General features: G+C 73.6%; 25 protein-coding genes. 12 read left to right on the forward strand and 13 right to left on the reverse strand.

Annotation, left to right across the window (positions count from 1 at the left end; translation table 11 throughout):
* Positions 1-31: 31 nt before the first annotated feature.
* Entirely contained in the window at positions 32-826 is a 795-nt protein-coding gene (locus HNR23_RS09445; protein WP_184080119.1) for an NUDIX hydrolase, read from the forward strand.
* Here the strand turns inward: HNR23_RS09445 and HNR23_RS09450 are convergent.
* The 4 genes from HNR23_RS09450 to HNR23_RS09460 all read right to left on the reverse strand — a co-directional run bounded on the left by HNR23_RS09450 (position 795) and on the right by HNR23_RS09460 (position 3,790).
* Positions 795-2,063, reverse strand: a complete 1,269-nt coding sequence (locus HNR23_RS09450) for an APC family permease (protein WP_184075073.1) — start codon at positions 2,061-2,063, stop codon at positions 795-797. The genes HNR23_RS09445 and HNR23_RS09450 overlap by 32 nt on opposite strands.
* 325 nt (positions 2,064-2,388) lie before the next feature.
* Positions 2,389-2,664, reverse strand: a complete 276-nt coding sequence (locus HNR23_RS27445) for a DUF1876 domain-containing protein (RefSeq protein WP_343070496.1) — start codon at positions 2,662-2,664, stop codon at positions 2,389-2,391.
* Between the two features lie 18 nt (positions 2,665-2,682).
* The gene (locus tag HNR23_RS27450) at positions 2,683-2,907 is read right to left on the reverse strand and encodes a DUF1918 domain-containing protein (RefSeq protein ID WP_343070497.1); all 225 of its coding nucleotides are present in this window, start codon (positions 2,905-2,907) and stop codon (positions 2,683-2,685) included.
* Between the two features lie 127 nt (positions 2,908-3,034).
* The gene (locus tag HNR23_RS09460; protein ID WP_184075075.1) at positions 3,035-3,790 is read right to left on the reverse strand and encodes an SDR family oxidoreductase; all 756 of its coding nucleotides are present in this window, start codon (positions 3,788-3,790) and stop codon (positions 3,035-3,037) included.
* Positions 3,791-3,958: 168 nt separating this feature from the next.
* Between HNR23_RS09460 and HNR23_RS09465 the strand changes: the two genes are divergently transcribed.
* From HNR23_RS09465 to HNR23_RS09480, 4 genes are all read left to right on the forward strand, one after another.
* On the forward strand, positions 3,959-4,606 hold the full coding sequence (locus HNR23_RS09465; RefSeq protein WP_184075077.1) for a methyltransferase: 648 nt from the start codon (positions 3,959-3,961) through the stop codon (positions 4,604-4,606).
* A 103-nt stretch (positions 4,607-4,709) separates the two neighbouring features.
* Positions 4,710-5,267 (forward strand): TrmH family RNA methyltransferase, encoded by a 558-nt coding sequence (locus HNR23_RS09470; protein WP_184075079.1) that lies wholly within the window; start codon positions 4,710-4,712, stop codon positions 5,265-5,267.
* Positions 5,268-5,576: 309 nt separating this feature from the next.
* Positions 5,577-6,980, forward strand: coding sequence for a hemolysin family protein (locus HNR23_RS09475; RefSeq protein ID WP_184075081.1), 1,404 nt, complete (start codon positions 5,577-5,579; stop codon positions 6,978-6,980).
* The gene (locus HNR23_RS09480) at positions 6,977-7,990 is read left to right on the forward strand and encodes a hemolysin family protein (protein ID WP_184075083.1); all 1,014 of its coding nucleotides are present in this window, start codon (positions 6,977-6,979) and stop codon (positions 7,988-7,990) included. The genes HNR23_RS09475 and HNR23_RS09480 overlap by 4 nt, the downstream gene beginning before the upstream one ends.
* An 84-nt stretch (positions 7,991-8,074) precedes the next feature.
* Here the strand turns inward: HNR23_RS09480 and HNR23_RS09485 are convergent, their stop codons facing one another.
* From HNR23_RS09485 to HNR23_RS09505, 5 genes are all read right to left on the reverse strand, one after another.
* Positions 8,075-8,893, reverse strand: coding sequence for a class I SAM-dependent methyltransferase (locus tag HNR23_RS09485; protein ID WP_184075085.1), 819 nt, complete (start codon positions 8,891-8,893; stop codon positions 8,075-8,077).
* Positions 8,894-9,061: 168 nt separating this feature from the next.
* Positions 9,062-9,970 carry a hypothetical protein gene (locus HNR23_RS09490; protein ID WP_221308074.1) on the reverse strand — a complete coding sequence of 303 codons (909 nt, stop codon included), beginning with the start codon at positions 9,968-9,970 and terminating at the stop codon, positions 9,062-9,064.
* Between the two features lie 195 nt (positions 9,971-10,165).
* On the reverse strand, positions 10,166-10,588 hold the full coding sequence (locus tag HNR23_RS09495) for an organic hydroperoxide resistance protein (protein ID WP_184075089.1): 423 nt from the start codon (positions 10,586-10,588) through the stop codon (positions 10,166-10,168).
* Positions 10,589-10,614: 26 nt separating this feature from the next.
* Positions 10,615-11,088 (reverse strand): MarR family winged helix-turn-helix transcriptional regulator, encoded by a 474-nt coding sequence (locus tag HNR23_RS09500; RefSeq protein WP_184075091.1) that lies wholly within the window; start codon positions 11,086-11,088, stop codon positions 10,615-10,617.
* Between the two features lie 136 nt (positions 11,089-11,224).
* Positions 11,225-11,695, reverse strand: a complete 471-nt coding sequence (locus HNR23_RS09505) for a MarR family winged helix-turn-helix transcriptional regulator (protein ID WP_184075093.1) — start codon at positions 11,693-11,695, stop codon at positions 11,225-11,227.
* A gap of 259 nt (positions 11,696-11,954) precedes the next feature.
* Here HNR23_RS09505 and rpmG point away from each other — a divergent pair, with 259 nt between their 5' ends.
* From rpmG to rpmF, 3 genes are all read left to right on the forward strand, one after another.
* Positions 11,955-12,119, forward strand: coding sequence for a 50S ribosomal protein L33 (gene rpmG / locus HNR23_RS09510; RefSeq protein ID WP_184075095.1), 165 nt, complete (start codon positions 11,955-11,957; stop codon positions 12,117-12,119).
* Positions 12,120-12,163: 44 nt separating this feature from the next.
* On the forward strand, positions 12,164-12,415 hold the full coding sequence (locus tag HNR23_RS09515; RefSeq protein WP_184075097.1) for a type B 50S ribosomal protein L31: 252 nt from the start codon (positions 12,164-12,166) through the stop codon (positions 12,413-12,415).
* Between the two features lie 73 nt (positions 12,416-12,488).
* A complete protein-coding gene (rpmF, locus tag HNR23_RS09520; protein ID WP_184075099.1) occupies positions 12,489-12,659 on the forward strand; it encodes a 50S ribosomal protein L32 in 171 nt (56 codons plus the stop codon).
* Positions 12,660-12,694: 35 nt separating this feature from the next.
* On the opposite strand, the gene HNR23_RS09525 is transcribed toward rpmF, so the two are convergent.
* Positions 12,695-13,285 (reverse strand): MOSC domain-containing protein, encoded by a 591-nt coding sequence (locus HNR23_RS09525; RefSeq protein ID WP_343070498.1) that lies wholly within the window; start codon positions 13,283-13,285, stop codon positions 12,695-12,697.
* Positions 13,270-15,759, reverse strand: a complete 2,490-nt coding sequence (locus HNR23_RS09530) for a lysylphosphatidylglycerol synthase domain-containing protein (RefSeq protein ID WP_184075101.1) — start codon at positions 15,757-15,759, stop codon at positions 13,270-13,272. Before HNR23_RS09530 ends, HNR23_RS09525 begins: the two co-directional genes overlap by 16 nt.
* A 238-nt stretch (positions 15,760-15,997) precedes the next feature.
* Between HNR23_RS09530 and HNR23_RS09535 the strand changes: the two genes are divergently transcribed.
* Positions 15,998-16,870 (forward strand): methyltransferase domain-containing protein, encoded by an 873-nt coding sequence (locus tag HNR23_RS09535; protein ID WP_184075102.1) that lies wholly within the window; start codon positions 15,998-16,000, stop codon positions 16,868-16,870.
* 19 nt (positions 16,871-16,889) lie between these two features.
* On the opposite strand, the gene HNR23_RS09540 is transcribed toward HNR23_RS09535, so the two are convergent.
* Entirely contained in the window at positions 16,890-18,050 is a 1,161-nt protein-coding gene (locus HNR23_RS09540; protein WP_184075103.1) for a site-2 protease family protein, read from the reverse strand.
* A gap of 173 nt (positions 18,051-18,223) precedes the next feature.
* On the reverse strand, positions 18,224-18,688 hold the full coding sequence (locus tag HNR23_RS09545; RefSeq protein WP_184075105.1) for a hypothetical protein: 465 nt from the start codon (positions 18,686-18,688) through the stop codon (positions 18,224-18,226).
* A 230-nt stretch (positions 18,689-18,918) separates the two neighbouring features.
* Here HNR23_RS09545 and HNR23_RS09550 point away from each other — a divergent pair, with 230 nt between their 5' ends.
* The 3 genes from HNR23_RS09550 (at position 18,919) to HNR23_RS09560 (ending at position 21,092) form a co-directional block, all read left to right on the forward strand.
* Positions 18,919-19,230, forward strand: a complete 312-nt coding sequence (locus HNR23_RS09550; protein ID WP_184075107.1) for a hypothetical protein — start codon at positions 18,919-18,921, stop codon at positions 19,228-19,230.
* A 67-nt stretch (positions 19,231-19,297) separates the two neighbouring features.
* Positions 19,298-19,759, forward strand: a complete 462-nt coding sequence (locus HNR23_RS09555; protein WP_184075109.1) for an RrF2 family transcriptional regulator — start codon at positions 19,298-19,300, stop codon at positions 19,757-19,759.
* A gap of 130 nt (positions 19,760-19,889) precedes the next feature.
* A complete protein-coding gene (locus HNR23_RS09560) occupies positions 19,890-21,092 on the forward strand; it encodes a globin domain-containing protein (RefSeq protein ID WP_184075111.1) in 1,203 nt (400 codons plus the stop codon).
* Positions 21,093-21,099: the final 7 nt, after the last annotated feature.

A 21,099-nucleotide genomic window follows, 5' to 3' on the forward strand; every position in this document is an offset into this window, starting at 1 on the left:
GGCCCGGAGGGTGTGCGCCCAGTTCATCGGAGTGACGCCGCGGGGGCAGGCCGTCGGGGTCGTGGGGCCCTCGGGCGGGTGGGCCCTGCCCGGAGCGCGGGTGCTCTTCGGGCAGGACCCGGCCGACGTCGCGCGGCGGGCGGGCGGGGTGCCGCCCGGCACCCCGCTGTCCGCGCACGATGTCCGCAGCGAGATCGCGACGGTGCGGGATACGGCGGGCAGGGACGTGCGCGTGCACGTCGACCGGCTGTACTACACCGCCGCGGTGGACGCGCAGGCGTCCGAGGGGCGCCCCACCCTGCCGCTGGAGCGCGCCACCGCCCTGCCCGCCCTCCCGGCGGCCGGAGCACTGCTGGAGGAGGAGCCCCAGCGGCCGGCGTCCAGCCTGCGGCGGTTCGCCGGCTACGGGATCGTCACCGACGCCGCTGGCCGGATCCTGCTGTCCAAGATCGCCCCCGGTTTCCCCGGGGAGGGCACCTGGCACCTGCCCGGCGGCGGGGTCGACGACGGCGAGGACGTCCGGGCCGCACTGGTGCGGGAGCTGTTCGAGGAGACCGGGCAGCGGGGCGGCACCGGCGAGCTGGTCACCATCTCCCACCACCACCGCGGCGGCCAGACGGGGCCGCACAGCACCGACACCGAGATCTATGCGGTGTGGGTCTTCCTCCACGTGCACGTGGCCGACCCGGTGCCGCTGCGGGTGACCGAGGCCGCCGGGTCCACCGCCGACTGCGCCTGGTTCACCCCCGACGACCTGCCGCACCTGCGGCTGTCGGCGACCGCGCGGCGCGGCCTCACCGCCCTGGCCGCCCCCATCGCGCCCTGAGCAGCCACAGCCCGGCGCCGGCCGCCAGCACCGCCACCCCGGCCACCACCGAGGGCAGCGGCAGGCTGAACGCGAGCACCACGCACCCGGCCAGGCCCAGGACCGGGACCAGCAGCGGCGGCCGGTTCTCCTCGGGCCCCAGGCGCAGCGCCGAGGCGTTGGCGATCATGTAGTACACCAGCACGCCGAAGGCCGAGAACCCGATCGCGTCGCGCAGGTCCACCGTGGCCACCAGCAGGACGACGACCGCGCCGACCGCGACCTCGGCGCGGTGCGGCACCCCGAAGCGCGGGTGGATCCCGGCCAGATAGCGGGGCAGGTGCCGGTCGGCGGCCATCGCCTGGGTGGTCCGCGACACCCCCAGCACCAGGGACAGCAGCGCGCCGAGGCTGGCCAGGGCGGCGCCGGCCGCGACCACGGGCACCAGGGACGGCCACCCGGCGGCGGTCACGGCGTCGGCCAGCGGCGCGGAACTGGCGGCAAGGGCGTCCGGGCCCAGCACCGCCAGCACGGCGGCACCCACGGCCAGGTAGAGCACCAGGACCCCGCCCAGGGCGATGGCGATGGCGCGCGGGATGGTGGTGGCGGGGTCCCGGACCTCGCCACCCATGGTGGCGATGCGGGCGTACCCCGCGAAGGCGAAGAACAGCATCCCGGCGGCGCCGAACAGCCCGAAGAACCCGGGCCAGTCCCCGGCCAGGGACAGTTCGGCCGGGTCGGCGCGGCCGCTGCCCGCGACGGCCACGACCACCGCGGCCAGGACGGCCAGCACGGCCGCCAGCAGGACCCGGGTCAGCACGGCCGACTTGCGCACGCCCCGATAGTTCAGCGCGGTCAGGGCGACGACGGCGGCCACGGCCAAGGGGCGCTCGGCACCGGGCAGCGCGTAGGCGGCGAACGTGAGGGCCATCGCCGCGCACGAGGCGGTCTTGCCGACGACGAACGCCCATCCGGCCAGGTGACCCCACAGCTCGCCGAGGCGTTCGCGCCCGTAGACGTAGGTGCCGCCGGACTCGGGGTGCACGGCCGCCAGGCGGGCCGAGGAGGTGGCGTTGCAGTAGGCCACCACCCCCGCGACGAGCAGCGCCAGGGGCAGCCAGGCTCCGGCTTGGGCGGCCGCGGGCGCGAACACGGCGAAGACGCCCGCGCCGATCATGGCTCCGGCGCCGATCGCCACGGCGTCTGCGGTGCCCAGGACCCGGGCCGGGCTCGCCTGCGAACCAGATGAGGTGGTCATAGTGGCCGAGTCTGCCGTGGCATGATCACGCCGAAGTCAATTGGCCGGTGGTGGCCGGGGAGCACGGGGCGGCGATCCTCCCAGCAGCAGGGGGATCGGGCGTTGGGCCGCGGGGTGTGGTTCTGGCTACACCGGGTGGTGGGGCACTGTTCGACCAGGAATGGGAGGTTTTTCGCGGCACCGCCGGGGGCCGACCATGGGGGCGCCGGGCCGACGCCCGCATCCGCGGGCGGCTATCCGACGTGGCGGTGCCCGGTCGGGACTCTCCGACCGGGCACCGCGGTGGTCTGGCCCCGGGATCGGATCATGGGTCCGGGGCCATGGGTCACGGTCGCCATGGGGTCCCGGTGTGCTCCTGGATGTCCTCAGCCGCCACCTGGCGCACCTGCCGGGCGAGGTCGGCAAGCGCCCGGGAGATCGCGAGCTCGTCGCCGATCTCGGGCACGTCTTCGTCCGCTGGGTGCTTACGCGCCATGCCGTGACCGCGCAGACTCGACCCGTCCTCGGAGTCCAGGCAGGCCTCGGCCCACGTACGGGCGGTGTCGCCCTCGGACTCTTCGTTGATCAGGATGTCCACGCTCACCCGCTTCATGGTGTGCATCCAGCCCACCTCCACCTCTCACGTCCCGGATCGGCCTGTGTCTCCTCCGACCGGGCCTTCCTCGATATGGGCGTCCGGGCCTGGGTAGACGAGAACCTCGTGGTCCTTGTCCTCGTCCAACCAGCGGACCTGGTAGGGCGGTGCGCCGTTGTCACCTCGGACCTCGGTCACCACTCCGGTGCGACGGTGCATGTCGTGGCGCTCGCTCTCGACCACCAGGCGGTCTCCGATGCGTGCTCTCATCGCGCCTCCAGGATCCCTCCGTTACCCCCATTCTTCGTTGGCCACCCGGCGTTGGCAATGGTCGAAGGACACATATGCGCACGTCGGAAGGTGCTGGGCGCGGCGGCGCAGGCGGGTTCGGGGGTGGCTAGCCGACCCCGGCCGACAAGGTGCGGCCACCGTCCAGGGTGAGGGTCTGGCCGGTGATCCACGCGGCATCGGCGGAGCCGAGGAAGGCGATGGCGGCGGCCACGTCGCCCGGGACACCCAGGCGGCCCAGCGGGTAGGTCGCGGCGAGGGCGGCCTCGTCCTCGCCGACCAGGGCGCCGGCGAAGTCCGTCTTGACCACGGCCGGTGCGACGGCGTTGACGCGCACGGCGGGCGCGAGCTCGAAGGCGAGCTGCTGGGTGAGGTTGATCAGCGCGGCCTTGCTGGTGCCGTACACGCCGAGACCGGGGGCGGGGTGCTGGCCGGCGATGGAGGCGACGTTGACGACGGCGCCGCCGTGGTCCTTCATCCAGGCCTGGTGGGCGGCGGCCACCCAGCGGGCCGCGGCGATGACGTTGACCTCGTAGATCTTGGCCATGGCGGAGGGCTCGACGTTGACGACGGCGTCGAGGACGGGGTTGATGCCGGTGTTGTTGACCAGGACGTCGATGCGGCCGAAGGCCTCCAGCGTGCGGGCGATGACCTCGGCGCGGTGCGCGTCGTCGTGGGCCTTGCCGGCGATGCCCAGGGCGGTGTCGGGGCCGCCGAGTGCGGCGGCGGCCTCGGCCAGCGGGTCGGGTTTGCGCGCGGTGATGACGACGCGGCCGCCCTCCTCGACGATGCGCCGGGCGGCGGCGCGTCCGATGCCCCGGCTCGCGCCGGTGATGACGGCGACCTTCCCGTCGAAGCGTCCCATGTGGGTGGTCCTTTCGTGTCGTGGTCGTCGCGAGTGTGCGTCGTGGGTGGGCACGGAGCTGCCCACACGATACCGACCGGCCGGTCGGTCGCGCCGGGGCGGGGTACCCCGCCCCCGCGCACCTCCGGAAGGGCCCGAGCAGGGCGTCGCCCCTGGTAGCGTCGGCGCGTGGCGCAGCACTACTTCGACCCCGACCCCGGAGCGGCCCACCGGCCCGCGACCGTCGACCTCGTCCTGGCCGACCTCCACCTGCGGCTCGACACCGACCGCGGGATGTTCTCCCCCGACAGGGTCGACCTGGGGACCCGCGTCCTGCTGGAGAGTGTGCCGGCCCCGCCCCCCGAGGGCCGCCTGCTGGACGTGGGCTGCGGGTACGGGCCGATCGCACTCGCGATGGCGGCCCGCGCCCCCGGGGCCCGGGTGGTCGGCGTGGACGTCAACCGCCGCGCCGTGGACCTGGCCCGCCACAACGCCCGCAGGAACCACCTGGCCAACGTCGAGTTCCACCTCGTCGATGCAGAGGGCACCCCCGCCGGCGGCGACGCCGGCACAGCCGGCACCCCGGCCGAGCGCGCCCTGGCCGGACCGTTCGACGCCATCTGGTCCAACCCCCCCATCCGCATCGGCAAGCCCGCCCTGCACGCGCTGCTGCGCACCTGGCTGGGCCGCCTGGCCCCCGGCGGCACCGCCCACCTCGTGGTGCAGAAGAACCTCGGCGCCGACTCCCTGCAGCGGTGGCTGCAGGAGGAGGGCCACCCCGCCGAGCGCGCCGCCTCCCGCGCCGGGTTCCGCATCCTGCGCGTCCGGCGCCCCTGACCCCGCCGCGGCCCCGCCCGCCGCACCAGTGCCGCCGGCCCCCGCACGCCGGTATCCTGGTCCCCGACCTCCCCGCCTCTCGACCACAAGGAACAGACCCCAGGTGAGCACGCAGCTGCGCCCGACCGACGTCAAACGGCTCAACCGCCACTGGCGCAGGCGCACCGAGGGCCGCATCGCCCTCATCGTCGAATCCGTCACCCAGCCGTTCAACCTGGGATCCATCCTGCGCACCAGCGCCACCTTCGGTGTCGAGACCCTCTGGCTCACCGGCAACACCATCGACCCCGCCCACCCCCAGGTCGGCAAGACCGCGCTGGGCACCGACCAGAAACTGCGGCTGCAGCGCGTCCGCACCACCGCCGACGCCATCAAGGCCGCCCATGACGACGGCTACCGCGTGGTGGCCGTCGAACTGGCCACCGACGCCGCCCCCCTCCACGACGCCCCCCTGGAGGGCGACATCTGCCTGGCCGTCGGCGCCGAGGACCACGGTTGCTCCCCCGCCCTGCTCAACGGCGCCGACGCGCTGGCCTACATCCCGCAGGTCGGCCGTGTCGGCTCGCTCAACGTGGCCGTGGCCACCGCGGTGGCCATCGCCGAGACCCGCGGCCGCGAATGGCGCCGGGCCCCGGCCGGCGACACGCCCGACCTCGGCTGACCGCCGTGCGACCGTCCCGAGACCGGGGCGGCGATGCCGGAGCCGCGAGGATCACAGCTCAGGGCGGGTGAATCGGACCGTGATCGGGTAGGACCCGCTCCACCCGACCCGCCCCGTCCGGGAGCGCGCGGGAATATCTCCGGCTTCCAGCTCGTATCCTCGGTATACGCGAAAAGAGAGAGGAACAGTGGACCCGTCCCGAAGTACCGGCAGCGTCCCGCGAGGACGCTGCGCCCCCGACCCCGACGACCCGCCCTCACCAGGCGGCGTGCGCACTGGAATTGATCGCTCCGAGGCGGTGCGCGCGAAATGAGCGTCGTCCTCGGCATTCTTCTCGGAGCACTGGTGATCCTCGTGATCACCGCGGCGACGGGCTACTTCGTCGCCCAGGAATTCGGCTTCATGGCGGTGGACCGCTCTCGGCTGAAAGCGCGGGCCGCCCAGGGTGACACCGGCGCCCAGCGCGCGCTGGCGATCACCAACCGCACCTCCTTCATGCTCTCCGGGGCCCAGCTCGGCATCACCGTCACCGGGCTGCTCGTCGGCTATGTCGCCGAACCCCTCATCGGTAGCGGCATCGGCCGGCTGCTCGGTGGGGTGGGCGTTCCCCCCGGTATCGGCATCGCCGTCGGCGTCCTGCTGGCTCTGCTGTTCTCCACCCTGGTGCAGATGGTGTTCGGCGAGCTGTTCCCCAAGAACCTCGCCATCGCCCGGCCCGAAGCCGTCGCCCGCCGGCTCGCCCTGTCGACCGGCATCTACCTGCGGCTGTTCGGGTGGATCATCCGGCTGTTCGACCAGGCCGCGATCCTGCTGCTGCGGGCGGCGCGCATCGATCCCGTCGAGGACGTCCAGCACGCGGCCACCCCCCGCGACCTGGAGCGCATCGTCAAGGAGTCCCGGGTCAGCGGGGATCTGCCCGCCGAGCTGTCCACCCTGCTGGACCGCACCCTGGACTTCCACGACCGCACCGCGGGCCACGCCATGATCCCCCGCCCGCAGGTCACCACCGTCGAGGCGGGCGAACCGGTCAGCCGGGTCGTGGAGCTCATGGCGCTGGGCCACTCCCGCTTCCCCGTCCTGGGCGAGGGTGTCGACGACGTGATCGGCGTGATCTGCCTGCGCGACGTCCTGGCCCTGGGCGACCGCGACCTGGAGGGGGTGCGCGTCGCCACGGTGTCGCGGCCGGCCGTCCTGGTCCCCGCGTCCCTGCCGCTGCCCGGCGCACTGGACCGGCTGCGCGAGGCCGGTGACGAGTTCGCCTGCGTCGTCGACGAGTACGGGGGGCTGGCCGGGGTGCTGACCACCGAGGACATCGCCGAGGAGCTCGTCGGCGAGATCGCCGACGAGCACGACCCCGAGGAGGCCGGAGAGGCCCGGGCCGGCGAGGACGGCAGCTGGGTGCTGCCCGGCGCGGTCCACGTCGACGAGGTCGAACGGCTGCTCGGCCACGACCTGCCGCACGGCGACTACGAGACCATCGGCGGGCTCATCATCAGCGAGCTGCGCCGTCTGCCCGAACCCGGGGACAGCATGGAGGTGGCTCTCCCCCGCCACCCCGGCGCCCAGGACGGCGAGCCGGCGCGCTCCATGCGGTTGACCGTGCGCGCCGTCGATCGGCACGTTCCGGCGACGGTCCGCCTCGAACTGCGTGAGGAGCCGGCGCTGCCCGACGGGGAGCGCGACCGGACCGGCATCCGGGAGGTGTCCGCATGAGCGACATGAACCCGTTGCTCGCCCTGGTCATCTCCGCGGGCATCGTGGCGCTGAGCGCGTTCTTCGTCGCCGTCGAGTTCGCGCTGGTGGCCGCGCGCCGGTATCGGCTGGAGGAGGCGGCCGAGACCAGCGTGTCGGCCCGTGCGGCGCTGCGCAGCGCCCGCGACCTGTCGATGCTGCTGGCCGGTGCGCAGCTGGGCATCACGCTGTGCACGCTGGCGCTGGGCGCCATCACCAAACCGGCCGTACACCACCTGCTGGACCCGCTGTTCCGCGGCTGGCTGCCCGACGCCGTCTCCACGGCGGTGGCGTTCACCCTGTCGCTGGTCGTGGTGACGTTCCTGCACCTGGTCGTGGGCGAGATGGCGCCGAAGTCCTGGGCCATCTCGCACCCCGAGCGGTCGGCGATCCTGCTGGCGATCCCCATGCGGATCTTCATGCGCCTCACCCGGCCGGTCCTGGTCCTGCTCAACGGCATGGCCAACTGGTGCCTGCGCCGGATCGGGGTGAGCGCCGTGGACGAGGTCGCCGCCGGGCGCAACCCCGACGACCTTCGGGAGCTGGTGGACCACTCGGCCAAGGCCGGTGCGCTGGACGCCGAGCGCCGCGACCAGCTCGCCACCGCGCTGGAGGTCAACTCCCGTCCGCTGCGGGAGATCATCACCCCCCGTGAGGAGCTGGCGGGGGTCGCCCCGGGCGCGTCCCTGGAGGAGGTCAAGCGCGTTTCCCGGGAGTCCGGCCACCTGCGGCTGGTCGTCCTGGAGGGCGGGCGGCCCCAGGGGGTGCTGCACGTACGCGACGCTCTGACCAGCCCGCCGAGCACCACGGCCGCCGACCTGATGCGGCCGGTGCCCACACTGGCGGCGTCCACCCCCATCTACGCGGCGCTGAGCCTGATGCGGGAGAGCCGCAGCCACCTGACCCTGGTGGAGGACGAGGGCCTGCTGCTGGGCCTGGTCACCCTGCAGGACATCGTGGACGAACTGCTGCTCCTGGAGCCGGCGGCCTGAGCGCGGCGCCGCGGGCGCACAGCGCGACCGGTGCGGGGCCGGGGTCTTGTGACCCCGGCCCCGCACCGTGGATACCCAGGGGTGTCAGTGACCGGAGGCGGGTCGGTGGCCGACCGCGATGAGGATCGACACGTCCAACCGGGTGAGGGCATCGCGTTCCATCAGGTCGGCCAGGCGCGCCCGGACGCGGTCGCGGGCGGGGCCGGGCAGGCCGTCGAGCATGCTGCGCGCGGCGTTGCCCAGGACGAACTCCCAGGCGGTGGCGGGGTCGAGGGGCAGGTGCCGGTCGTGGCGGCGGGTGCGGACGCCGCGCAGGCCCAGCCGGTGCAGCCAGGCCGCGGTGCGGTCGGCGTCGGCGATACGTTCCCGGGCCTGCTGGAACCCGGGCGGGGCGACGGTACGTCCGGTCACGTCGGACACGGCCTGGCGCAGCAGGGTCATCAGCGAGGCGAGGGCGCCCTCGGCCCAGACGGTCACGACCATGCGCCCGCCGGGGCGCAGCGCGCGGACCAGGTGCGAGGTGCCGGCGTCCATGTCGGGGAAGAACGCCACCCCGTGCACGACCTGGACGAGGTCGTAGGTGGCGGGACGGGGCCAGGCGCACACGTCGGCCGCGGTGAACGTGAGGTTGTCGACGCCGTGGGCGGCGGCGCGGCGGCGCCCCTGGTCGAGCAGGGCCTGGGAGAGGTCGACCGCGTCGACGGCGCCTGCGGGGGCCACGGCGCGGGCGGCGGGCAACGCCGAGGCGCCCGCGCCGCAGCAGGCGTCGAGGACACGCTCGCCCGGGCGGGGGTCGGCGGCCTCGACGGTGAGGGCTCCCATGCGGTCCCACAACCGGTCCGACCAGGCGTCGAATTCACGGGCGCCGGCGTCGAACAGCGCCCCTACGTCGGTTCCGGTCATGGTGGCTCGTCTCCCCCGATTCGTCGGCGCGGTCGCCTGATACACGGTGGACAAAGATAACCGTTTCCATGCCTTGGGGTCCAGAGCCCGCAGACGCCTGCGAACGCGGCCGCTCCGGGTGCCGCCGTCGCGACGGCGGCACCCGGAGCGGCTTGGGCATCGTTCGGCTCAGGCGCTGGCGCCCGACCAGGGTGAGGCGAACAGGTCCTCGGCCCGGTCGACGGTGACGGCCCGACGCACCAGGGTGTTGAGCTGCTCCACATCGTCACACGACGTGACCCGCTCACGGACGGCATCCGGCACCGACAGCCCGCGGGTCTCAAGGATCATGAGGACATCTCCTGCCTTGCCCTCGACCTCGCCGTCGGCTTTGCCCTGGCGGTAGGGCCGCCCGATGAACTCGGTCTTGAACTCGTAGGTGCCGGTGGCCATGGTGTCCTCCAGGTACATCCGGGCTGCGGTGGGCAGCGCCTGCAGCACATAGTCAGAATACAGAGTCGACGTGCTCTCATCGATGGCGGCGAGAGCGGGGATCAGCGCGTCGAGGACTTCCTTGTCTTCGGTTTCGTGCAGGACCGCGGCCAGGACCGCGAGCTCTGGGCACTCCGTGGCTTTCTCGGGGTCGCGCACGGGCTGTAGCGCCTCCAGGCTCACGGCGAGAGGCCGCTGGACCATGTACCCGCCGCCGCAGTCGATCGGTTGCGCGGACCACTTCGCCAGAGCGTCGGTCGGCGTGAAGACGATCAGGACGACCGGGCACTCCAGCCGGCTCCGGAGGTTCGCGACGTAGGTCGGCCAACTGAAGCGCTTGCGTCTGTCGTAGCCGTTCTGGGGCTCCACGATGATCCCCTGCACGCGGACGGGCTTCTCCTCACCTGCGGCGGGCGGGGATTCGAGCAGCACCACGGAGTCGGCGCGCAGCTCGGGCGGTGAGCTCTTGGTGGCATCCCCCGACTCGCACCGCGCCCAGGCATAGTCGGGAACATCCGCGCCGGATACGCGCTCGTACAGGCGCACGGCGAGGTCGGGGGCATGCCGGATGAGGTCGAGTGAGAACTCGTGTTCGAATGATGGCATGCCGAATACGGCAAGGACGGCATCCACCGGTTCGCAGCAGAACAGGGGATCGTCCGGGAATGTCGAATCTGTCCTTCCGGCGGCTCGTCGTGGCGAGGTAGGCGCATGAGCGCCTGCGTGACGCGGCCGGTCCGGGAAAGCCCTGGCTCCGGGCCGCCCGGCGGCGGCCCGGAGCCAGGGCTGGGAGCGAGGGGGTCAGGCGGTCTCGGCGGTGAGGGTGACCTCGACGTTGCCGCGGGTCGCCTTGGAGTACGGGCAGACCTGGTGGGCGGCGTCGACCAGCTTCTGGACCTCGGCCTGGGCCAGGCCCGGGATCGTGACGGTGAGGGCCACGGCCAGCCCGAAGCCGTCGTCGCCGCTGCCGAGGGACACGGCGGAGGTGATGGTGGAGCCGTCGACGGAGGTTCCGGCCTCGCGGGCGACCTTCTTCAGCGCGCCGTGGAAGCAGGCGGCGTAGCCGACGGCGAAGAGCTGCTCGGGGTTGGTGCCCGGGCCGTCGTCGCCGCCCAGGCCCTTGGGCACGGACAGCTCGACGCTGAGCCGGGCGTCGTCGGTGTAGCCCTTGCCCTTGCGGCCCTCGCCCTCGACGGTGGCCTCGGCGGTGTAGAGCACGTTCATCGGCGTTCTCCTTGCTGGTGGGCTGGTCATCGGGCGGCGCGCAGCGCGTCGGCGGCAGCGCCGACCGACCGGGTGATCTGATCGAGCCGGGTGCGCAGCTCCGCGGCGGTCTCCTGAGGGATGTCCGTGGAGCACAGGACGCGCTCGGGGACGTCGCGGGCCCGCTCGCGCAGCCGAGCGCCCTCGTCGGTGAGGCTGACGTGGACGAGGCGCTCGTCCTCGGCACCCCGGACGCGCCGGACCAGGCCGCGGGCCTGGAGTCGGCGCAGCAGCGGCGAGAGGGTGCCCGAGTCCAGCCGCAGGGCCGCACCCAGGTCCTTCACCCTGACGGTGTCGCGCTCCCACAGCACCAGCATGACCAGGTACTGCGGGTAGGTCAGGTCCATGTCCGCGAGGAGTTCACGGTAGAGCCCGGTCAGCGCGCGCGAGGCGGCGTAGACGGCGAAGCAGAGCTGGTTGTCCAGGGCCAAGGGGTCGCTGTGCGGGCCGTCGTGGGTCATACCGTGCGCCTCCTCTCCTCGATCAAGGACGAAGTTAGCACAATCGAGTTGTGCACAACCAGAGTGGCACGACGAAATCTCCGCCTTTACAACGTAGATTCGTAGTTGCTTCGTAGACGCCGGTGGCGGCGGCGGTTCAGGCGTCCGGCTCCGCCTGCGCGGCGCGCAGCTTGCCGGACAGGCCCTTCAGGGCACGCAGCTCGTCGGCGGTGAGCGCGCCGCCGACATAGCGCGCGATGGCGGCGGCGTGCTCCCGGCCCACGCGCCGCAGCACCTCCCGCCCGCGGCCGGTCAGGCGCACCACGGTGCCGCGCCGGTCCGCGGGGTCGGCTGCGCGCTCGACGAGCCCGCCACCCTCCATGCGCTCCACCAGGCGGCTGATGCTGGGCTGGGTCAGCAGCACGTGTTCGCCGAGGTCGCGCAACCGCGTGCCGCCCGACGCGCAGCGGGACAGCGTGAAGAGCACGTCGTACTCGCGCATGGAGACCTCCGCGCCACGGAAGTCCTCCTGGAAGCGCCGCATGAGCGCCACGTGGGCACGCGCCAGTTCCTCCCACGCCTCCTCTGCGAGCCGGTCGCGCCCGATGCGCCCTTCCCCACGGTCCATCACGCCATGATCCCATCCGCCGGGGCGGCGGGGCGCCGCCGAGGAGCCGGCGCCGCGTCGGCCACGCCGGGGGCGCCGAGGGCAACGCTAGCCGCGCGAGATGACATTCCGGCATCGGCCCCTCACCGCGCGGAGTGGCCGGAACCCGCGGCGGGGGCGCGGCCCGAGCAGGGAATGAAAACCGTTATCGTTTACTTCTACAGGCAGAGGCGCCGCGGACGAGACCGCCGCGGCACGCGACCCCGGAGGTGACCACCCCATGGCACGCAGCGAACTGCGGCCCGTCGTCAAGCTGCGCTCCACCGCAGGCACCGGCTACACGTACGTGACCAGGAAGAACCGCCGCAACACCCCCGACCGGATGGTGCTGCGCAAGTACGACCCCATCGTCCGGCGCCACGTCGACTTCCGCGAGGAGCGCTGAGCCGCCTCCGCCCATCCGACGACCATCCCAAGGAGCCACCCGCTATGAAGCCCGGTATCCACCCCGACTACCACCCGGTCGTCTTCCGCGACCGCACGGCCGACTTCGCCATCCTCACGCGCTCGACGGCCACCAGCGGCAAGACCATCGAGTGGGAGGACGGCAATACCTATCCGCTCATCGACGTCGAGATCTCCAGCGCCAGCCACCCCTTCTACACCGGCAGAAGCCACGTCGTGGACACGGCCGGCCGCGTCGAGCGCTTCCAGCGCCGCTACGGCACCCCGCCGAAGTAGTCGGAGCAGTCGATGCAGCCGAAGCAGTCGCAGTAACCGCCACGACACCGACCACCGCGGAAAGCAGGAGCCCATGGCCGTCCCCAAGCGCAAGATGTCGCGATCCAACACCCGGAAGCGCCGGTCGACCTGGAAGGCGACCACACCCGACCTGGTCCCCATCACCGTCAACGGGCGCACCGCACTGGTCCCCCACCGCCTGGTCCCCGCCTACCGCCGGGGCCTGCTGCGCCTGGAGGACTGAGCAGGGGGCCGCTGCCGGGGGCTGCGGCCCCCCTCTCAGACCACCTCCAGGGGGCGGTGCGGTCCGCTCGGGGCTCGACCGAGATCCCGTCGCCGGGCCGCACCTCTCCTCCGGAGCGCACGGCCCCCATCCACCCCCGCTTCGCGGACCACCGCCCCTCGGCGTCCCGGGCCAGAACCGCGGCCGGCACCCCCTTCTGGAAGTCGTCGATCCGGTAGGCAGGGGTTGCGCAGGCCCGTCCCCTCGACCACCGCCTCCGGCCCGATCCGCAGCACTGCCCCCGCCGACGGCCCCGGCAGGTACCCACCGCGCGTCGTGATGTTCTCCCCCGGCTCGCCCGGCCCGACGTCGAACCCGCGCCCGCGCAGCTCGGCGTGGAGCTCCTCATGGATCAGGTGGACCTGGCGCAGGTCGGGCCGGGCCGGGTCCCGGCGCACTCGGGAGCGGTGCCGGACCCGCTCCCCCGCGTGCGCGTCGCCCTCCACTCCCAGCCCGGCCAGCAGCCGGATCACCTCGCGCGCCGACTGGCCGAACGTGTGCTCCGCTCCGCGGCACACCGCCGCCACGGTCCCGCCCATCGGCGACCACTCCTTCGACTCGCTCAGCTCGCTCAGATCGCCTTCCACCGCTGCAGCAGGTGGAAGGCACCCCATCCCGGCAGCACCGGGAGCCAGAAGGTCAGTGCCCGGAACAGCAGGACCGCAGGCAGGCCGATCGCGGCCGGAACCCCGGCCACCGCCGTCAGCCCGCCCAGCAGCGCCGCCTCGACCGCGCCCAGTCCGCCCGGCGTCGGCGCCGCCGACCCGATGGCGTTGCCCGCCAGGAAGACCACCGCCACCGCGGCCAGGTCCGCGGTTCCGCCGAACGCGGTCACCGAGAAGTACAGGCACAGCACGTAGGCGGCCGTCAGCAGGAGCGTGCCGCCGATGCCCATGGCCATCCGCCGCGGGCTCTGCAGCAGGTCCAGCAGCTGCGGGAGCACACCGCGGAAGTAGGGGCGGATCCGGTCGTGCACGGCCCGCCGCAGCGCGGGTACCAGCAGCACGGCGGCGACCACGACCGACAGCCCGGCCGTGACGACGATCAGGGTGGAGGACGGCGAGAAGTCGGCTACGTGCCCGGTGCCGGTGAGGTAGGCGGCGACCAGCAGGATCGCCACGTGCAGCACCACACCCACGGCCTGGGAGAGGCCGATCCCGGAGATCGCCAGGCCGGCCGACGCGCCCCACTGGGTGGCATAGCGCGTGTTGAGCGCCAGCGTGCCCAGGCCGGCCGGGGCGGCGATGCGGATGAAAGCCCCGGCGTACTGGACCAGTACCGTCATCCAGAAGCGCAGCCGGACCGGCACGAACGCCATGATCACCAGGGCCGCGGCGAGCATGCACACCGTCGATGCGGCGAACGCCGCGGCCGCCCAGCGCAGGTCGGCGCCCTGGACGGTGGAGAAGTCGACGTCGGCGAGCTGGTAGGCCAGCACGATGCCGACGATGGTCGCCGCCACCACGCTGACCACGGTGCGGGGCCGCATCCGCTCCAGGCGGGCGGGGCGGGCCGGGGCTTCCGGGGCGATGCCGGTGATCTGGGTGCGCAGGCGGCCCAGGAGGTCGCCGTGGTCGGCCAGGCGGCGCCGCAGCAGCCGCGGCATCCCCGCCGGCTGGAGGAGCGGCAGGGCCGCGGCGACCGGGTCGACGCCCAGTACCCGCACGGCCGACGCGACGGCGCGCCGCTCCCCCACGCGCAGCGCGAGCACCGCCAGCAGTGCGGCGACGTCCAGCGAGGCCTTGAGTCCGACCGCGCCCAGGCTGCCGCCGGTCATGCCGGTGAAGACCACGCGGCCGCCCAGCCGCCAGCCGACGGTGGCGCCGTTGATGTTGCCGTGCACGATGCGGTGGCGGTGCAGCAGGTCCAGCTCGCTCCAGATGTCGTCGAGGACCTCGTCGGTGAGCTCGTCGGCGGCGGCGTCATCGAGGGAGCTGGTGCGCACGTGCTCGCGCACCAGGGCCAGGGTGCCGCCGCCCAGTTCGCCGATGCCCAGGACGCGGGGGGCGGCGGCGCCCGCGGAGTTGGCGGCGAAGCTCATCAGGGCGGTGTGCTCGGCGCGGCGGCGCGGGCCCAGCAGGACGGGTGGGGCGGCCGGGTCGCGGAGCAGGACGATGCGGAAGAGATGCCGCCAGAAGCCGACGAGGTCGTCGGCGCGCATGAGGACGACGTCGAGGCGGCGGTCGACGGTGTCCACTTCGAAGAGCTGGTTGCCTTCGGCGTCGGTGCCGCCGGGGGTCAGGCCGAGGGGGTCGTGGCCGAAGCGGCGCAGTTCGCGGATGAGGCGCCCGGTGGCCGGGGCGGGTCGGGAGAGGCCGAGGGCGAAGCTGGCGGCCGCCGCGCTCGTGGCGCCCACCAGCGCGGTGAGCAGCAGCGACAGTGAGGTGTTGAGCCCGGCGAGCAGGACTGCGGCACCGGTGACGGCGATCCCGGACCACATGGCGGTGCGGATACGCGGCAGGTGGCCCAGTGGCAGCGCGCCGACGTAGCCGATGGCGGCGGCGAGGTAGGCGTGCAGGGGGTTGGTGAAGGCGCTGTAGGCGCCGGGGGAGGCCAGCGCCTCGGGCGGTCCGCCGGGGCCCGAGATGGCCAGGATGGATGCGTTGACGGCGCCGGTGAGCGCGTAGCCGAGGGTGGCGGCGGCCAGCCCGCGGATGACAGGGCGGTACTCCTGGTGCAGGATCCGCTCGACGGAGGTCACCCCGGCCAGGACGATGACGACGAGGTTGGCGGCGCCGGCGGTGACGGCCAGCAGCCAGGGCGGCAGCAGGGCCCGTAGCTCGCTGGGGTCGGTGACCTCGCCGTTGTCGGTGGTGATGCCGACGACCAGCAGCACGAGCGCCACCGCGACCAGGCCGACCGCCGCGATGACCAGGTCGCGCAGGCGCCGCTCGGTGGGGCGGGCACGGCGCGGGGCGTGGCGCCGCGGCGGAGGGGCTCCGTTGAGCGCGCGGGTTTCGACGGCGTCGTCGCTCAGCGGGGCGTCCGGCGGAGGCGGAGAGGTGGTGCGCCGTGCCGCCGGTCTGCTGCCCTGTTCGGGCTCTGGTTGCCGTACGTTCACGCTTCCAGCCTGCCCGACCCGCGACCACTCCCGCGCCAGGCCCCCGGCGTGTCCGGAACGCGAAGGTGACAGCGTCCTCACCGGGGGTACCGCGGTGCGTGTCGGCGGGTTAGCGTCGCGGTGTCGCCCACCGGCTCCGGGGCGGTCGCCGACCTCGGCCACTCCGGCCGCGAATAGCGAACGACCAGCGATGACGGCACCGCGGAGGTCGGCCGCGGTCGGAAGGAGAGTTTCCGGGATGACCACGGATCAGGCAGCCGGCGGACACACGGCGCTCACCCCCGAGGAGATCGGAGAGGCCTACGACGACTACGGCGATTTCTACGGCATGGTTCTGGGCGACAGCGCGATCCACATGGGTATGTGGGTGGCGCACGGGGAGCGCGATGCCCCCGTGAACCTGGTCGATCTGGCCGACCTCGCCCAGGACCGGCAGACCGATTACCTGATCGACACGCTGCGGCCGCGCTCCGGCGACCACATGCTCGACGTGGGGTGCGGCACCGGCGGCCCGGCCATCCGCGCCGCGCAGCGCACCGGGGCGCGCGTCACGGGCGTCACGGTGAGTAGGAGCCAGGTCGCCGAGTCCGCCGAGCGGATCGGGGCGGCCGGGGCCGGCGACCTGGTCGAGGTCGCCTACGGCAACGCCATGGACCTGTCCTACGCCGACGCCACGTTCACCTGTGCCTGGGCGATCGACTCGTTCCCCCACCTGTCCGACCGCGCGGCGGGGCTCGGCGAGGTGAGCCGCGTCCTGCAGGCGGGCGGGCTCTTCCTGCTGACCGACATCGCCCTGCGCGGCACGCCCTCCGATGACGAGCTGGCCTCCTACACCGGTATCTGGTCGGCTCCCCCGCCCCGACCGCTGACCGAGCTGGTCGGTGAGATCGGCCGGGCCGGGTTCGACATCGTCCGGCTGGTGGACATGACTCCCAGCGCGCGGATGTCGGGCGAGGTCATGGCCCTGCTCTACCGCGACCGGCGCGACGAGATCGAGGCGCGGTTCGGTGAGCTGACGGTGTCGTGGCTGGACGACCGCATGCCGCCGTACCGCAGCCTGGTCCGCGACCACCTCGACTACGTCCTGCTCCTGCTGCGCAAGCGGGGGTGAGGACGCAGGGTCGGCCCGGCTAGCCTGGCCGACCCTCATCGTGGTCGCCTCCGGGTCGCGGGGCCGAGGTGAGCCAGGTCAGGACGCGGCTGATGTCGGTCGGGGTGACGATACCCACGATCGCCTCGCCCTCCAGCACCAGGGCCCGCTGGTCGGGGCTGGACTCCATGCGGGTGAGGACATCGGTGAGGGCCTCGTCGGGGGCGGCGGTGACGATCTCGTCCCGGGGGCGCATGATGTCGCCCAGGGTGGTGGTGGCGCGGCGGTCGACGGGGATGTCCCGGATCTGGTGGATGCACACCATCCCGGCCGGGGCCGTTCCGTCGCGGGTGACGGGGAAGGCCGAGTGCCGGTAGCGGAACAGCGGCCCGTCGAGGAACTCGGAGACGGTGGTGTGGGCCGGTGCGGTGATCGGGTCGCGGGTCATGGCGGCCTGCACCGGGACTCCGGCCAGTACGCCGCGCATCTCGGCGTGGCGCCCCTCGGCCGTGGCGGCGCTGATGAGGAAGAGTCCGATGACGGCAAGCCACACCCCGCTCAGCGCCGCGCCCTGGAGGAAGAGGTAGGCGCCGAGCAGGACCAGGCTCCAGCCGAAGATGCGGCCGGCGGTGGCGGCGCCGACGGTGGCGCGCACCCGGCTTCCGGTGCGCCACCAGATCAGCGCGCGCAGCAGCCGGCCGCCGTCCAGCGGAGCGGCCGGGATGACGTTGAAGATCGCGAGCAGGATGTTGATCGCGGCCAGCCAGGCGACGGCCTCCAGGATGAGGCCGGGGCCGAGGGCGACGGCGACCAGCACGGCCATGACCGCGAAGCCCAGCCCGGCGAGGAGGCTGACGAGCGGGCCGACTCCGGCGATGCGCAGTTCGACCGACGGGCTCTTGGCCTCGTCCTGGAGTCGGGCGACGCCGCCGAGCAGCCACAGGGTGATGCCCTCGACGCGGATGCCGTTGCGGCGCGCCACGACGGCGTGGCCGAGCTCGTGCGCCAGCAGCGATCCGAAGAACACGACGGCGGTGACCAGTCCGACGGTCCAGTACTGCCACGGGGGGCGGTCGGGGTAGAAAAGGGGCAGGCGCGCCTGGGCCAGCCCGAACGCGATGAGGGCGAAGATGACCAGGACGCTCCAGTTCACGCCGACGCGTACCCCGGCCAGGTGCCCCAAGCGGAACGTCTCGTGCACAGCGCCCGTCCTCTCTGGTGGCCGCGGCCACCGGAGTGGGGTCCCTCCTGCTGCCGCCCACCCGCCGGCCGCGGCGCGTGGGCGGTGTTCGTCCTCCCATGCTACGGCGGCGCCGAGCCGGTGGCGCGGACACGCCGCCGGTAGTAGGCGACGGTGACCGCTGCGAGCAGCGGTCACCACGCCAGGGCCGGGGCGTAGGCGGCGACGACCCAGCCGCCGGGGCGCTCGGCGTCGAACCGCTCGGAGGAGCCCGGGAGTCCGGGGCTCACCGCTCGGGCCTGTTCCGGCGTCACGAACTGGAAGATTCCGTTGAGCAGGCCATAGGCGGTGACCAGTGTGATGGCGAGGGCGCCGAGGGCAGCGGGGAGCACCACCGCCGTGCCCGGGATCCGCCGCCCGCCCGCCAGCGGAACCCAGCGCGGCACCGCCTCTCCCCAACGGTGCACCAGTCCCAGGGTCGGCAGCCCGAGCCCCAGTTCGGCGGCGCTCGACACCAGCGGGTACCAGCCGCCGGGCATCGCCGCCAGGTGCAGGCGCCACAGCGAGGACGGCAGCAGGCACAGCGGTACCGCGTAGGCGGCCGGGAAGGCCCGGCGTGGCGGCGCGGTGGAGCAGTGGGCGGCGGTCGAGGTCGGCATGTGTCCCCCAGGTGTGCCTCTCTCTCCCCTTCGGATCCGTCCGGCGCGGCGCGGAGGCGAGGCTCCCCATGGTCCGCCCCGCGGCTCCGGGGCGCCTCCCGCGCGGGGGGACCATGGGAGGCCTCTCCCTCCCGCGCGGGATCGACGCGGGGGAAGCGGGGTCGTCCGCCGCCCCCCGTGCCCTTGTCGGGGATGGGGGCGGCGCCGCCCGTCGGGGTAGGTCCGGTGGTGTGTGCGCAGCCGAGAGGAGCGATGACGGGCGCTACGTCCTGATCGGGGGTCGGCGGTGGCGGGCCAGCGACCCGCTGCTGCCGCCGGACGTCCGCGAGCGCCTGGTCGGCCACCTCATGGCCGCACGGCGGGCCGTCGCCTCGGCCCGCCGTCGCGGGGACGGGGACGCGGAGGGGGTCGCGCGCGGGCGGGTGCAGCGTGCCAAGGAGGGCCTGGGTGAGCGGGGTCGGCCGTGGTGGGAGCTGCCCCGGGCCGAACGGCGCCGCCGGTGGGAGTCGGCGCTCGGGGACCTGGACTCCGGTGAGCGGTAGGCGCCCGCTCGTTCCCGGCCGCCGCGCGGCAGGACATGATCTGCGGGGCACGCTTTAACGTGGAGGCATGCGCCTGACCGCTTTCACCGATCTGTCGCTGCGTATCGTCATGCGGTTGGCGGTCGCGGAGGACGAGCTGCTGACCACGCGTGACGTGGCGGGCATGGTCGCGATGCCCTACACGCACGCGGCCAAGGCGGTGGCGCGGCTGAGCGAGCTGGGGCTGGTGGAGGCGCGCCGGGGCCGTGGTGGGGGCCTGCGGCTGTCCGAGGCCGGGCACCGGGCGTCGGTCGGGTGGATCGTGCGGGAGCTGGAGGGGGCCGGGGACGTCGTGGGCTGCGAGGACGATCCGCCGTGCCCGCTGCGTTCGGCGTGTCGGCTGCGTTCGGCGCTGCGCGCGGCGCAGGAGGCGTTCTTCGCGTCGCTGGACCCGGTGACGGTGGACGCGCTTGTGGCCTCCCCGGCCGGGCCGGTGCTGGTCGGCCTGCGCGCGCCGGACCCCCAGGAACCGCCGGAGTCTCCCCTGTGACCTGCTGATCCTTCGGATCTCCCGCCCCGGTGCGGGGTGCCGCACCACCCGAATTAATATGCATTTGAAACTCCAATTAAGGGAGTTGCGTCCGCTGTACCGACCCCCACATCCCCCGCAGGGAGATCGCATGCTGTCCGCGGAATCCGCCACGACCGTGCGCGCCACGCTGCCGGTCATCGGCGCGTCGCTCGACGCCATCACCGACCGCTTCTACTCGACCATGTTCGCCGAGCGCCCCGACCTCCTCGACGGGCTCTTCAACCGGGGCAACCAGGCCAGCGGCGAGCAGCGCCGCGCGCTGGCCGCATCCATCGCCGGCTTCGCCACGGCGCTCCTCGCCAACCCCCAGGAGCGCCCCGACGCCCTGCTGTCGCGCATCGCGCACAAGCACACCGCGGTGGGCGTCACCGACGACCAGTACATCATCGTGCACAAGTACCTGTTCGGTGCGATCGCCGACGTCCTCGGCGACGCGGTGACCCCCGAGGTCGCCGCCGCCTGGGACGACGTCTACTGGTTGATGGCCGGCGCCCTCATCGCCCGGGAGGCCCGCATCTACGCCGAGGCCGGCGCCGCCGACGGGCGCACCTGGCGGCCGTGGACCGTCGTCCGGTGCACCGAGGAGACCCCGGACGTGGTCTCCTACACGCTGCGCCCGGTCGGCGACGCCCCGATCCCCGTGGCGCGCCCCGGCCAGTACGTCAGCGTCCGGGTCCCCCTCGCCGACGGCACCCGCCAGTTGCGCCAGTACTCGCTGTCCGGGGGTGTCGGCGCTGGACTCCGCCGGATCACCGTCAAGCGGGTGCGCGGCGGCTCCGACGGCGCGACGCCGCCCGGCGAGGTGTCGAACCTGCTGCACGACACCGTCCGCGAAGGCGACGAGCTGACGCTGTCGGCGCCCTTCGGCGACCTCCGACTGGAGGACGGCGACGGGCCGGTCGTCCTCGCCTCGGCCGGGATCGGCTGCACACCGATCACCGCGATGCTGCACCACCTCGCCGAGACCGGTTCGCAGCGGCGCCTCCTGCTGCTGCACGCCGACCGTTCCGAGCGCACCCACGCCCTGCGCGGCGAGGCTGAGGAGCTGGTCGGCCGCCTCCCCGGCGCCGAGCGCGTGTTCTTCTACGAGGACGGCTCGGGCGGTGCCGCGGCCCGCGCGGGCCGGATGGACCTCGACGGCGTCGACGTCCCGTCCGACGCGACCGTGTACCTGTGCGGGCCGCTGCCGTTCATGCGCGAGGTACGCGGGGGCTTCCTGCGCGCCGGGGTTCCGGCCTCCGCCGTGTGCTACGAGGTGTTCGGCCCCGACCTGTGGCTCGGCGCCGACTGACCCCGCG

It is taken from the genome of Nocardiopsis mwathae (genome assembly GCF_014201195.1).
GTDB lineage: Bacteria > Actinomycetota > Actinomycetes > Streptosporangiales > Streptosporangiaceae > Nocardiopsis_C > Nocardiopsis_C mwathae.

Bases quoted from the DNA above. Each gene is read 5' to 3' on its own strand.
- HNR23_RS09450 (WP_184075073.1), bottom strand. From the start codon at position 2,063: ATGACCACCTCATCTGGTTCGCAGGCGAGCCCGGCCCGGGTCCTGGGC.
- HNR23_RS27445 (WP_343070496.1), bottom strand. From the start codon at position 2,664: ATGCACACCATGAAGCGGGTGAGCGTGGACATCCTGATCAACGAAGAG.
- HNR23_RS27450 (WP_343070497.1), bottom strand. From the start codon at position 2,907: ATGAGAGCACGCATCGGAGACCGCCTGGTGGTCGAGAGCGAGCGCCAC.
- HNR23_RS09460 (WP_184075075.1), bottom strand. From the start codon at position 3,790: ATGGGACGCTTCGACGGGAAGGTCGCCGTCATCACCGGCGCGAGCCGG.
- HNR23_RS09475 (WP_184075081.1), top strand. From the start codon at position 5,577: ATGAGCGTCGTCCTCGGCATTCTTCTCGGAGCACTGGTGATCCTCGTG.
- HNR23_RS09480 (WP_184075083.1), top strand. From the start codon at position 6,977: ATGAGCGACATGAACCCGTTGCTCGCCCTGGTCATCTCCGCGGGCATC.
- HNR23_RS09485 (WP_184075085.1), bottom strand. From the start codon at position 8,893: ATGACCGGAACCGACGTAGGGGCGCTGTTCGACGCCGGCGCCCGTGAA.
- HNR23_RS09490 (WP_221308074.1), bottom strand. From the start codon at position 9,970: ATGCCATCATTCGAACACGAGTTCTCACTCGACCTCATCCGGCATGCC.
- HNR23_RS09495 (WP_184075089.1), bottom strand. From the start codon at position 10,588: ATGAACGTGCTCTACACCGCCGAGGCCACCGTCGAGGGCGAGGGCCGC.
- HNR23_RS09500 (WP_184075091.1), bottom strand. From the start codon at position 11,088: ATGACCCACGACGGCCCGCACAGCGACCCCTTGGCCCTGGACAACCAG.
- HNR23_RS09505 (WP_184075093.1), bottom strand. From the start codon at position 11,695: ATGGACCGTGGGGAAGGGCGCATCGGGCGCGACCGGCTCGCAGAGGAG.
- rpmG (WP_184075095.1), top strand. From the start codon at position 11,955: ATGGCACGCAGCGAACTGCGGCCCGTCGTCAAGCTGCGCTCCACCGCA.
- HNR23_RS09515 (WP_184075097.1), top strand. From the start codon at position 12,164: ATGAAGCCCGGTATCCACCCCGACTACCACCCGGTCGTCTTCCGCGAC.
- rpmF (WP_184075099.1), top strand. From the start codon at position 12,489: ATGGCCGTCCCCAAGCGCAAGATGTCGCGATCCAACACCCGGAAGCGC.
- HNR23_RS09535 (WP_184075102.1), top strand. From the start codon at position 15,998: ATGACCACGGATCAGGCAGCCGGCGGACACACGGCGCTCACCCCCGAG.
- HNR23_RS09545 (WP_184075105.1), bottom strand. From the start codon at position 18,688: ATGCCGACCTCGACCGCCGCCCACTGCTCCACCGCGCCGCCACGCCGG.
- HNR23_RS09555 (WP_184075109.1), top strand. From the start codon at position 19,298: ATGCGCCTGACCGCTTTCACCGATCTGTCGCTGCGTATCGTCATGCGG.
- HNR23_RS09560 (WP_184075111.1), top strand. From the start codon at position 19,890: ATGCTGTCCGCGGAATCCGCCACGACCGTGCGCGCCACGCTGCCGGTC.